Here is a 13,023-nt window from a genome sequence, read left to right on the forward strand (position 1 = left end):
CAGTGCAGCGTATTTATTGAAACCGCATGGCAATTTTCCATTATCCATTATCAATTTTCAAAGTTCCACAATCTCTTCCTTACACAACGTCAGTTTCTCCACTCCTTCCGCTGTTACAACCCAAGAGTTTTCGATACCGACGGGACCAATGCCTGGCAAAACAATCTTCGGTTCCAAAGCAAAGACCATGCCCGGTTCCAGCTCCTGCTTCATGCGTGGAGCCAGCACCGGCATTTCATTGATTTCCAGTCCGATGCCATGACCGATAAACTTGGCTTTTTGAGTGGCTCCCATAAAGTTGTCGGCAAAGCCCGCTTTGGTGACAATATCGATAGCGAGATTGTAAAGGTCCTCACAAACAGCACCCGGTTTCGCTTTTTCTACAACAGCCTCTTGTATGTCCAGGCAAACCTGATGGGCAACATATGCCTTTTCCGGCAACTTTCCGATAGAGAATACACGGCTCATGTCTCCCATATAGCCATAGAAGTTACCCCCCATATCGACCATAAAGCTCTGGCCGGGCTGCAACAGTGCACCGTTCACACTGATAGGCAGTGACGGATCAAGTCCCTCGCCTCCCAGAGCAAAATCATAGGGGGCAGGCGCAGTAGCATTATCTCCTGCCAGCAGACTTCCCATAAAAATCTCCATACTTTGTCCGAAGGTACGGAAAATACCCAGACAACCTTCCAAACGCATCAGGCGCTCTATTTCGATGGATAACTGGCGGTCTGTCATTCCTGGTCTATAAACCGAGGGTATTTGTTCGTAAGCTTTAGCATGTGCAATGCCGGAACGGCGGAACATCTCAATCTCTATTTCAGTCTTGACACTTCGGGCCTTCCGGATAAGTGCCGTACCACAAGGAAGCACCTCCGTTTCAGGGAAACACGCAGCCAAACGGTTATATTCCGTAAAAGACAACTCATCCCCCTCCAGCATCAACCTCGCAGGTATGGGCAAACCACATTCCTTTAGTAAGTCAGGCAGTTGTTCCGGTTTACGGATAGGATGAATATGTTCCCCTTCAATATTGTTGGGACGTTTGATGAATAAACGAGCGGGAGCATTCAACGGCAGATACAAGTAACCGCTGACGACACGTCCGTACGTATAGATTAAATTTACATTGCAAGCGATAAGAGCGGCATCAATCTCTTGTTGAGCCATGAGAGAGCGTATTTTATCACGTCTCAGTTTCAATTCAGGTAGTAACATCTCTTTGTCATTTATGGTTTCTCGGATACAAAGATACAACTTTTTTAATTGAGAATAAAAAAGTACTGCCCCATACCTTCACAGGCGTAGGGCAGCACAAACCACAAATACAAATACAACTAAACAAAGTTTCTCTCTTAGATAATTCCCTGACCCATCATGGCATGAGCCACCTTCATGAAGCCGGCGATATTCGCTCCCTTCACGTAGTTGATGTAGCCATCAGGTTCTGTCCCATATTTTACGCATTGAGCATGAATTCCGTGCATGATGGCGTGGAGTTTTTCATCCACTTCGGCTGCACTCCAGCTGAGGTGCATGGCGTTCTGCGACATTTCCAGTCCGCTGGTAGCCACACCACCTGCATTGACAGCCTTACCCGGTGCATACATAATCTTATTTTCAATAAAAAGGTCGATAGCTTCGGGCGTACATCCCATATTGGAGATTTCGCCTACACATGTCACCTTGTTGTCAATGAGGTGTTGTGCATCTTCGCCGTTCAGCTCGTTCTGGGTAGCGCAAGGCAGAGCGATGTCCGCTTTCACTTCCCACGGGCGTTTGCCTGCTACGAAAGTAGAGCCGGGGAATTCGTCGGCATACGGTGCTACGATATCGTTGCCCGATGACCGGAGTTCCAGCATATAATCTATCTTTTCGCCACTGATACCGTTCGGGTCGTAGATGTAACCGTCGGGACCGGAGATGGTAACCACCTTGGCACCCAATTCGGTAGCCTTGGTAGCAGCACCCCAAGCCACATTTCCAAAACCGGAGATAGCCACGGTCTTGCCCTTGATGTCAATGCCTTTTGTTTGTAACATTTGGTTTACGAAATACAAGCCGCCGAATCCTGTTGCTTCGGGACGAATCAGCGAACCGCCAAATTCCAATCCTTTACCGGTAAATGTGCCCGTAAATTCGCGAGTCAACTTCTTATACATACCGAACATATAGCCCACTTCGCGACCGCCTACACCGATATCACCGGCAGGAACATCCATATCCGGACCGAGGTGACGCCACAATTCCAGCATGAAGGCCTGACAGAAACGCATGATTTCAGCATCGCTCTTTCCGCGCGGAGAGAAGTCGGAACCACCCTTACCACCGCCCATAGGCAATGTAGTCAAAGCATTCTTGAAAGTCTGCTCAAATCCCAGGAATTTGAGGATAGAAAGATTTACGGAAGCATGGAAACGAATACCGCCTTTGTACGGGCCAATGGCATTGTTGAACTGCACACGATAGCCGAGGTTCGTCTGAACTTCACCCTTATCATCCACCCACGTTACACGGAAAGTAAAGATACGGTCAGGTTCAACCAGACGTTCTATAATTTTCGCTTTCTCGAACTCAGGATGTTGGTTATAGATATCTTCGATGGAAAGAAGAACTTCCTTTACGGCTTGAAGATACTCAGACTCGCCGGGGTGCTTTGCCTCTAAAGAGGCCATGATACGTTCGATATTCATAATATTACGTTTTAAAGGTTATTACCTTGTTGACTTCACGCTATTCAAACAAAATGTCAATGAATAACACCGCAAATATAAGAAAACTTTTCAAAACAGCTAAATTTTACGGTTATATTTTGATTAAAGAATGATAAAATGTCAAATCCCCGGCATTCTCTATTCATACCTAAATGGTCTATTCTTTTCCTATTCTGTCAACAATTCGCCATAACGGCATAAATATAGAAAAAATTATAATAAAGAAAATAAGAAATGACGAATAATTTACGAAAAAAGACACAATCCTCACGGACTATGCCTTTCCAATTGCTAACTTTAATTCTTAAATGCTTGTATTAAATCCGCAACATAATAATTACTATGTACGGACAAGCTTCATAATTTCTTCAATCCTTTTACCTCTTCTTTTGTTGCTTCTCGAACACTGATAGCCACCCCTCCACTACTTGCCAGAGGTTGACGCAGCACACTCTTTGACGTTACTATGCCACGACGGATGTCATAGCTCTGCGGATTATCTTTCCAGTCTGCATCCCGACCATCTGCATAAACGGTAACAATATATTTCCTTCCTTCGGGTAAGAAAGAGAAAGGAATAGTTGCCGTACGAGGATGTTCGTCGGTAATAGCACCTACATACCACTCTTGTTTTCCTTTGGCTTGACGAGCCACTGTGATATAATCACCCGGTTCGGCTTCCAGATACCAAGAATTGCTCCAATCCACCGCTACATCCTTAATAAATTGAAACGCATCGGGAAAACGGCGATAATTATCCGGCAGGTCTGCTGCCATCTGTAACGGAGAGGGCATCGTTACATATAGAGCCAATTGTTTTACCAATGTAGTACCCGCCTGACCTTTAGGTTTCGAACCATTATAATACGAAAGTTTTGTCTGGAAAATACCAGGAGTGTAATCCATCGGACCACCCTTCAACCGAGTAAACGGCAAGATACAAGTATGATCCGGATCATTGCCCCCCATAGATTCAAACTCACCACCACGGGCAGATTCTTGCGCTACCCAGTTGGGCCAGGTACGGCACAAGCCGGTGGGACGAACAGCCTCGTGACTATCTACCATAATCTTATAATCAGCAGCACGCTTCACCACATGTATATAATGATTGTTCATCCATTGTGAGGAATGATATTCACTACGGGGAATGATTGAGCCCACATATCCGGTCTTTACAGAATTATAGCCATTATCTACCATAAATTGAAAGGCTACATCCAGCTGCCGCTCATAGTCGGCAGCATTAGCAGCCGTCTCATGATGCATGATAATCTTTACTCCCTTTGATTTGGCATAGGCATGTAGTACCGCAACATCAAAGTCCGGATAAGGTTTGTCAAAAAGGAACTGACGATCCTTACGATAGGATGCCCAATCTTCCCAACCTTCATTCCAGCCCTCAACCAATACCGCATCAATACCATTCTCCGCCGCAAAGTCTATGTACTCTTTCACATGTTCAGTATTGGCCGGATGATGTCCATTAGGAGTTAACTTTGAATAGTCGGTTATGCCGGGTTTAGCCTTATAATAGTCGCTATATGCCCATGTACCTCCTCCACCAGTAAACATCTCCCACCAGACACCGATAAATTTCTGTGGCTTAATCCAAGAAGTATCTTCCAGCTTACAAGGTTCATTCAGATTAAGAATCAACTGAGAAGCAAGGATGCTACGTGCATCGTCACTAACCATAATTGTACGCCACGGGGTATGCAACGGTAATTGCAGATATCCTTTCTTTCCTAATTTATCGGGAGTAAGATGAGCAGAAAAGTTAAACTCTTTATCATCCACATTCAGCAACATGGCAGAATAATCTACCAAGGCAGCTTCATGAATATTGATATAAAGTCCTTCGGTAGTCTTTATCATAAGGGGTGTTTGTACTGTGAATGAAGTCGCTTTAGCTTCATATCCTTTTTTACGTAGATTACGTTCCATAGCTTCGCGCACTTCGGAAATGGCCGCAGTAGTATAGGCAAACTCATTCGTATCATAATCACCGGGAATGCAATAGAGTGTATGATTACCGGTCAGATTGAATTCCGTCAGTTCGTCTTTTACCGTCAGATAATTCATGGTTTTCTGCTCCGGCAACTCATAACGGAATCCGAGTCCATCGTCAAACAATCGAAAACGTACAATCATCATACGGTCGTGCTTTGCCGGTTGTGAGAGAGTGACAGTAAGTTCATTGTAATGGTTACGGACTTTTTCATACTCTCCCCATACAGGCATCCAAGTTTCATCAAAAGTAGAATTTGTTGCATCAAGAATCCGGAAGCCATTTGACAAATCCGCTTCTTCCATAAGTATTCCCAAGGCAGAAGGTTCTACAACCGGCTCTCCTTTGTAATATAAGCTATAGACCGGCCCCCCCTCGGAATCAAGCACAACATTGAGTTTCAGATTCCCATTGGGAGATGACAATTCGTGTGCCATCGCCACACAAGCAATTCCCAGAAATACAACTGTTAATAATACATGTTTCATATACATCCGTTATTGTTGATATATAAAATATTGATAAGGTTCCATCGTCATTACTGTAGGCAACTCCACATCCACACCGGCAATCACATCGGTCATGGTCTTGCCAGCATGCTCCATAGGTACTTTCACTTGTACAGACTCATTGGCAGTATTCACCATGACCAACATGCCATGACTGCCTGCTGCCCGATAAAATGAAGCGACATCTCCGGTAGTATAAACTTCCAGTTCACCACCACGTACACTGCTCGTAGCTTTATAGGCTCTGATGATTTCTGCCATCTCTTGCGCAAAGACTTCATTGGACTTCAAGTCTATAACTCCGTAATTGAAAAAGTTAAGTGACCGCGGATAGGCTACTTCCTGCGAACTATAAATAAGAGGTATCCCCTCGAGCATAGTCGTCAATACAAAAGCAGACATGGCACCACGCTCACCGCCATAACATTCTATCGGTGAAGCCTCACTTGCCTGGTCATGATTAGTAGAATAGCGTAACCGTAACGTACCCTTCGGCATTCCCTCCAATTCGGAAGTATTCATAGCATAAAGGTCAGTAAGTGAGCATTTACCGGCATAATAGTCTTTCAGTTTACTATGGAAGTTCCAGCCGTAGAGCAGATTGAAACCATTGTTCATTAAAGACGTTTTTCCGCCTTCGGCAAGCATCAGCAAATTATTGTCAAGTGTACGGAGCTCGGCGATTGCTTTCTTCCAGAAAGCATCTGGTACCCCCTCGGCATAATCACAACGGTATCCATCAATACCAATTTCTGTTACCCAATACTTCATGGCATCAATCATGGCTTGCTGCATGGTTTCGTTGTCAAAATTCAAGTCAGCAACATCCGCCCAAGGCTGTTCTTGAGGTTGTACCACATTGCCATTTGCATCCTGTGTATACCAATCCGGATGCTCAGTCACCCAAGCATTGTCCCACGAAGTATGGTTGGCAACCCAGTCAAGAATCACTTTCATTCCTTTGGCATGGGCAGCATCTACCAGTTCTTTCAAGTCTTTTTTTGTTCCGTAACGTGTATTCAGCTTTTTATAATCCTTTATACAATAAGGTGAATTCACACTTTTCAGTACTCCCGGCTCATTTACAGGCATCAGCCAAAGCACGGTAGTTCCCAGGCTTTGAATACGGTCAAGCTCTGCTTTGATGGCAGAGAACGCATTTTCTTCGGCAAAAATGCGGGGATTTGCCTCATAAATCACCATATCCGAAGCCATGTATTCTTCCTGTGGGACGGGAATCGGTTCCATGTCACTCTGACTATCACTACACCCCATACAAGAATGTAGCATCGTAAAGAGCAGTGTCGCAATTATTACTTTTTTCATATTTCTACTTTTTATCTATACTTATACTCATTGGCGGAACTGATATCTGCAAAAGGAGCATCCAAACTCTCCAGTGATGGGCATTGGCAGAAAAGATACTAAGACTTAATACTAAAAATCCCGGAAGCCAATACTAAAAAACAAAAGAGCTAAGAGATAACTTCTTCCCAAGGCTTGGTTTTTCTATCCCAAGACTTGGGATAGAAAAACCAAGCCTTGGGACATATATCCGCAAGATTGAAAAGAGATATCCTATCCCCAATCTCATTCCACCAATAGGTCATTTAACATCTTCATTACTATACAAAACTCATTTCAAGAAATTATTCTGATTAGAAACAAAAGCCGCTTCAGATTCCGGTTCAGAGTCTCCGTCCGGATTGTTAGGGTCAATCTCCTCACCAGCTATGTCCGTAATACGGAAATAATAATCTCGATCAAGCGTCACTGCTGCGAGGTCAAATTGTGAGCCTCCATTGTTATTATTCATTATCAGATTGTAAGTCAATCCCTTATTTGCTTCACCTGTATCGTAATAATTATACGTGACACCTTTTATCTCAACACTACCGGTTGGTAATATTCCTGGCCAACTGCCAAAGAGTTCCGGTATATCATTTCCCCACGCATATATGGTTGTTTCTGCCCATCCGGACTGGTCTTCAATAAATATGGCATAACCATCATGGATAACCACTGCATCCGGATCTATTTCCGTCCAACCGCTTTCTGTGATTTCCAAATATATGTCACGGTCAAGAGTAAAGTTCTGTGGTCCATCAAATTGTGAACCTACTCCATTATCGTTAAATATCAAATTGTAAACCAATCCCTTATTTGCTTCACCTGTATCGAAGTATTTATAGGTAATTCCTTTTATCTCAACGCTACCAGTAGGTGAAATACCGGGCCAACCTCCAAAAAGTTCCGGCAAATCATTTCCCCACGCATAAAGTGTCAGTGCATCCCAACCTGTATTGTCCATCACGAACACAGCATAACCGTCATGAATCACTTCACTTGGGTCTTCCGGCTCCTCAAAATAAGCATTCCAGCGGGTTACCGTTATATCAGTGCGAGTACCTACCTTAGCCGAAATTTGATGTAAAGCATCCCCATTCTGCAAAGTACGCTCTATACCTTGTGTCTTAGAAACGAAATAAAAGCCATCGGCAAGTGTCTTTCCATTAACAAAATCTTCCGGATAGAGGTATATGCCCCATTTAACATCATTGTTTGCAGCTTTCTCCATCTGCCACTTAAGGTCTCCGGAAGCAGCATCCTGACCTCCATTGAAATCGCCTGCAATATAAATTATTTCATCGGCACCAGTTCCTTGGGGCATAATCACCTCCAGCAAGATAGCATCGCTACGAAGTTCAAATTGCGGCAACTCATGGTCAAACACAATTTCCTCCTTGTCACAACTACTGATGAAAGCTACAAAAAGCAACAAAAGCCATAGCGGATTACATATATATTTTTTCATTGTTACTATTATTATAGGATGATTAATAATTAGGATTCTGTACCAGTCCCGGATTTACCATAAGGGCAGACTGGGGCAAGGGATACCACTCGTATTTGCGGTCACGTTTAGCCGGATAGCTTAAACCGTCGTCCGTGGCACGGCCAAAGAACCACCATTGCCCTTGCGTAAACTTATCGAAACGACGCAAGTCTGTACGACGACGACGCCCCTCTCCCAAGAATTCAAGTCCCCATTCACTCAACATCCAATCCATATCAAAGGATGTAAAACCAGGACCGGGCTGTTCGAGAGCCGATTTATCTGTAAAATAGCGTGTTTTAACTCTATATACCAGCTCTTTAGCACCTTCTGTATCACCTGCACGCATTTTACATTCAGCAAGAGTATAGACCACTTCACTCAAACGGAATTCCACCTCATCGATGTTTTGGAAATCAATGCCTGCACTCTCCGGATAAACCGGATATCTTACCAAACGGACACCTGAATTCGTTTCACCCCAGCGAGGTGACATGACAGTCTCCAGATTACGTCCTAAATTAAGGAATGTACCCACCTGATCCACATAAACCAAATCCTGACCGTCACGGTCGGCATCTGCTTTCAAAGCCGCACCCTTACCATAGTTGGCTTTAATAGCCCCTTTCAAAAAAATGCCTTGATAGTTTCCTGTTGTTTCATTATACACATAGTTCTGCTTACGGATATCTTTATCGTGGAAACGTTCATAAACTGCTCCTAACTTATCACCGTAGTCAGTAAGAAAGCTCTTAGGATTGTCAGTACCACCATACGGCTGTACATTTCCAGAATTATCCCATGAAGGTGCCAAGCATACACAATTCCATCCGCTCTGGCTGTATGTACCTCCAAAGTAATCCCAACAATTGTAAGGCATGAAAGGCATGTTACGCATCCAACCGGTATTGACCTGACCGACTTCCATCGCCAATGCCATTACAACTTCCGGACATTCTACATTGTTTATCGAATAAATATCGCGATAGTCATCGGTAATGCTGTAAGTACCATAATCGCCATTCAGAATTTTTTGGCAAAGAGTGGCACACTCATTATAACTGTTTTGTTTGATAAACACCTCAGAATTCAGCAACAAGCGCATCTTAATCATACGATTGGCAGCTTGGTTCATGCGGTTGCGAGTCTTTCCAGAACCATCTTCTTTCATAAGATCTGTAACTGACTCATCTAATTCCTGACTGATAAAATCGTAGATAATCTTGCACCCCTTATCAAAATCAGTATCTGCAGAACCAGGGATTTCCGCACCCGAAGAAATGTTCAAGGGAAGTGCTCCACCCCAAATCTCAAAGATATTGTAGTATGCCCAAGCACGCAGGGTACGTACTTCGGCAATATAACTATTCAAAGCATCCTCAGTCATGCGTATAGATGCGGGGCTGATTGCCTGCAAATCTGTAATAAGCGTATTGCAAAGCCCAATAGTGGTCCACGCATTCTCCCAAGTTTGGCGAATAATGGTTGATTCTGACGTCCAGGTATGTGAAGACAAAGCAAACTTCAATGCCTCATCCCATCCCCAAAGTCCACCGTTCCAACTGCGCCATGCCACCTGGTCGGCAGAAAACTCCTGCAAATACCAGAAGTATTCCAAATAACTATATGCAGCTTTCGAATAGATGGCTGCCACTGCCCCCTGAACACTCGTCTCATCTTGATAATAAATTCCGGCATCCACACGATCGAACACTTCCTCGTCCAAATTAGTACAAGAGAAAAGTGAACATGACATAATCATCGCCAATAACCAACGACATTTTATATATTTCATATCTTTCATATTTTTAATAATTTGTTTCTCATTTATTTGAAGCGAAGAGTCACACCTAAACTCAATTGAGTTGCTGTAGGATAAGCACTATTACTATCTACTCCCGGCTGGATACCATTCACGTCTATAATTGAAGGGTCATTACCAGAATATCCGGTCAAGGTAAACAGATTCTTGGCAGACAGATATATGCGCATATTATCCAGTAACTTACGGTTCTTAGGAGTAAAATTATATCCCAAGGTTACATTTTCCAGTTTTATGAAGCTACCATCCTCCAGGAAATAGGAAGATATTACTCCACCACCGGTACGGATATTCTTATCTTCCAGATACGCAGAGCGAAGAACATTATCTGTACCACATCCCTGAAGCCCCATACCATATTTACGCATGTTGAATACATCAAAACCGAATGTACCGCGGAAGAATACACTCAAATCAAAGTTTCTCCAAGTCAGGTTGTTACTCCAAGACAAGAAGTGCTTGGGAGCACCATTGCCAATATAACGTTTATACTTGGCATCAGCCTGAGAAATCGGTATTTGCTCATCTTTATCATTCAAAATAAGCATATTGCCATTTTCGTCAACACCTGCATATTCATAACCGTAGAACTGCCCTATCTCTCCCCCTTCCTGCACACGGAAGAAATATTCGCTGGAACCAGTACCCGGTTTTAAGTAAAGGTCGAGATAAGATGCCTTGTAAATATCGTTAGAAAGTTTGGTCAACTTAGTCTTTCCATAAGAATAATTGATTCCGCTCGTCCACTTCACTGCTGTTTTAGTAAGGATGTCACCATCCAAAGATACTTCTATACCGGTATTTTTCGTTGTTCCAACGTTAACCAAAATAGTGGAATAGACAAAAGGCGGTTGAGGTGCCGTGTACGTATAAAGCAAGTCTTTAGAACTACGGTCAAAATACTCCACTGAACCACGTAAACGATTCCATAGAACAAAGTCAACACCCAGATTAATCGCAACGCTCTTTTCCCAAGCCAAATCCGGATTAGCATTACTGGAGGGAGCATAGCCCGTTACCCAACGCCCGTCAAAGAGATAACTACCATTGGTATTGTAAGTAGAAAGTGATTTATAAGCATCAAAATCCGAACGACCGGTAATTCCGAAAGAAACACGCGGTTTCAAACTGGTCAACACTTTCCGGGTATTCTTCATAAAGCCCATCTCCATCATTTCCCAAGCCAAAGAAGCTGCTGGGAAGTACCCCCACTTTTGGTTAGCACCAAATTTGGAAGAGCCTTCATAGCGCAACGAAGCCGATGCAAAAAGCATATCCTTCCAATTATAGTTCAACCGACCAAAGAAGCCAATAAGTGTCGATTCAGAGCGACCGCTATATAAACTTGCCAAACCATCCTTCAGATAAGAGCCACTGCCCAAATCCCAATATTTCGTATTATCAAAAGAGAAGTCGTTGTTACTACCACCAATCTGTTCCCAGATAGACTTCTCATAAGTATAGCCCACTACAGCCTTAATATTGTGGTCGCCCAAGTTCAGTGCATAATTTCCCAACCACTCCAATCGATTGGTGTACCATTTCTGATACTTCATTTCCGCACGTCCTTTATAACCATTCCAATAGGACTCCGAACCGGCAGACGAAGCATAATATTGTTGCTTCATGTCATTGTAATGCAATGAGTAACTTAATGTTGTATTCAACAAATGCTTTTCTGTCTGCAAAATATTCAGTTTAGCCTCAGCCGTACCCAACAAATACATACGCTGGCCGTTGTTATCTCTCAAAGCAAGCTCCGCAACCGGATTGGTTGCACCCGTAGGAGAAGTAGGCTGATAATACGAACCGTCTGCATTATATACCGGCATTGTAGGATTCATTGTGAGTGCCCTATCGAAGAAACCATCATTTCCCCAGGTTTCATTTACACGACGTGCACTCAACGAACCGTTGAATTGTAAGCGATTCTCCAGTACACGCTGTTCCATAGAAAAACGACCTCCAAATTCTTCACGACCACTCACGATGTCAAGTCCATTGGCACTTTTGTAATTGAAGGAAGCACCATAGAAACCATTCTTTGTGCTACCATCAATAGATATATATTGGTTTGTGTCGTATGCTACATCACGAGTAATCAGTCCATACCAGTCAGTGTCGGCTCCATAGTCTGTACCTCGTCTCGAACGACGGAATTCATCAGCCGACAGAATATCCGGAGAGGGCTTGGCTACATTAAAAGCGATGTAACTGTCATATGTGACTACCGTTTTTCCAGCTTCACCCGAGCCACGTTTCGTTGTAACTAAAATCACACCATTAGCACCTCGCGTTCCGTAAATAGCAGCTGAACCCGCATCTTTCAATACCGTAATAGATTCAATATCCTGTGCAGCGATGTTACGGATATCGCCACCTGCCACACCATCTATGACAATCAAAGGACTATTACTTGCAGAAACAGATGTTGCACCACGTACTTGTAATGAAGAACTGGAGTTAGGATTGGCAGCTGCCTGCGTATTGACATTCAAGCCCGCGACTTTTCCCGATACCATTTCCATCGGGTTATTCATAGCCCCCAAATTAAAATTTTTCTTATCCACTTGTACAATGGAACTGGAAACTTCTTTTTTACTCAATGAACCGTAACCCACTACTACAACTTCTTCCAACACCTGCTGGTCATCATGCAAGACAACATCAATCTTGTTTCTACCGGATACGTTCAGTTCCTGCGTTTGGTAACCTACATAAGAAAAAATAAGTATTGCATCAGGATTGACATTCAATAACACATAGTTACCGTCAATGTCAGTTATCACCCCCGAAGTTGTACCCTTTACCAATACACTTGCACCGATAAGACCTTCACCCGTTGCATCGGTCACCTTTCCTTGTACCTGAAGTTGTTGCGCAACAGCAACACCAGTCATCATAAGAAAACCCAGTAAAAGGATCATGCGCTTTTTAAGGCATCTCTTTAGACTTTTCTTTTTCATCTTATTAGAAATTAGTTAAACAATAAATAGATTGATGCAAATGTATTATCAAAACAAACGCACGATTTGGGCTGAGATAAAAATCTAAAGTCCTACAACAGGCAATCAACTATAATACAACGCATTACGAAAATGCTATTGCTACTAATTTCTAAATCATTT

Annotated in this window: 7 protein-coding genes; all 7 read right to left on the reverse strand. The window is 43.2% G+C overall.

Annotated elements, in window-relative coordinates:
* Nucleotides 1-57: 57 nt before the first annotated feature.
* Nucleotides 58-1,221: a Xaa-Pro peptidase family protein gene (locus DWX62_RS03460; RefSeq protein ID WP_005827001.1), complete on the reverse strand. Its 1,164-nt coding sequence runs from the start codon at nucleotides 1,219-1,221 to the stop codon at nucleotides 58-60.
* Nucleotides 1,222-1,358: 137 nt separating this feature from the next.
* The gene (gene gdhA / locus DWX62_RS03465) at nucleotides 1,359-2,696 is read right to left on the reverse strand and encodes an NADP-specific glutamate dehydrogenase (RefSeq protein ID WP_008665157.1); all 1,338 of its coding nucleotides are present in this window, start codon (nucleotides 2,694-2,696) and stop codon (nucleotides 1,359-1,361) included.
* 378 nt (nucleotides 2,697-3,074) lie between these two features.
* Nucleotides 3,075-5,222, reverse strand: a complete 2,148-nt coding sequence (locus DWX62_RS03470) for a glycoside hydrolase family 97 protein (protein WP_008665155.1) — start codon at nucleotides 5,220-5,222, stop codon at nucleotides 3,075-3,077.
* A 3-nt stretch (nucleotides 5,223-5,225) separates the two neighbouring features.
* Nucleotides 5,226-6,563, reverse strand: a complete 1,338-nt coding sequence (locus DWX62_RS03475; protein ID WP_008665154.1) for an alpha-amylase family glycosyl hydrolase — start codon at nucleotides 6,561-6,563, stop codon at nucleotides 5,226-5,228.
* Nucleotides 6,564-6,873: 310 nt separating this feature from the next.
* Nucleotides 6,874-8,052 (reverse strand): hypothetical protein, encoded by a 1,179-nt coding sequence (locus DWX62_RS03480; protein ID WP_117703655.1) that lies wholly within the window; start codon nucleotides 8,050-8,052, stop codon nucleotides 6,874-6,876.
* A 22-nt stretch (nucleotides 8,053-8,074) separates the two neighbouring features.
* Nucleotides 8,075-9,868 carry a RagB/SusD family nutrient uptake outer membrane protein gene (locus DWX62_RS03485; protein ID WP_005833034.1) on the reverse strand — a complete coding sequence of 598 codons (1,794 nt, stop codon included), beginning with the start codon at nucleotides 9,866-9,868 and terminating at the stop codon, nucleotides 8,075-8,077.
* A gap of 32 nt (nucleotides 9,869-9,900) precedes the next feature.
* Nucleotides 9,901-12,861: a SusC/RagA family TonB-linked outer membrane protein gene (locus DWX62_RS03490; RefSeq protein WP_005827017.1), complete on the reverse strand. Its 2,961-nt coding sequence runs from the start codon at nucleotides 12,859-12,861 to the stop codon at nucleotides 9,901-9,903.
* Between the last annotated feature and the right edge of the window lie 162 nt (nucleotides 12,862-13,023).

Source organism: Bacteroides sp. AF20-13LB (assembly GCF_003603065.1).
Lineage (GTDB): Bacteria > Bacteroidota > Bacteroidia > Bacteroidales > Bacteroidaceae > Bacteroides > Bacteroides uniformis.

Bases quoted from the DNA above. Each gene is read 5' to 3' on its own strand.
- DWX62_RS03460 (WP_005827001.1), bottom strand. From the start codon at position 1,221: ATGTTACTACCTGAATTGAAACTGAGACGTGATAAAATACGCTCTCTC.
- gdhA (WP_008665157.1), bottom strand. From the start codon at position 2,696: ATGAATATCGAACGTATCATGGCCTCTTTAGAGGCAAAGCACCCCGGC.
- DWX62_RS03470 (WP_008665155.1), bottom strand. From the start codon at position 5,222: ATGTATATGAAACATGTATTATTAACAGTTGTATTTCTGGGAATTGCT.
- DWX62_RS03475 (WP_008665154.1), bottom strand. From the start codon at position 6,563: ATGAAAAAAGTAATAATTGCGACACTGCTCTTTACGATGCTACATTCT.
- DWX62_RS03480 (WP_117703655.1), bottom strand. From the start codon at position 8,052: ATGAAAAAATATATATGTAATCCGCTATGGCTTTTGTTGCTTTTTGTA.
- DWX62_RS03485 (WP_005833034.1), bottom strand. From the start codon at position 9,868: ATGAAATATATAAAATGTCGTTGGTTATTGGCGATGATTATGTCATGT.
- DWX62_RS03490 (WP_005827017.1), bottom strand. From the start codon at position 12,861: ATGAAAAAGAAAAGTCTAAAGAGATGCCTTAAAAAGCGCATGATCCTT.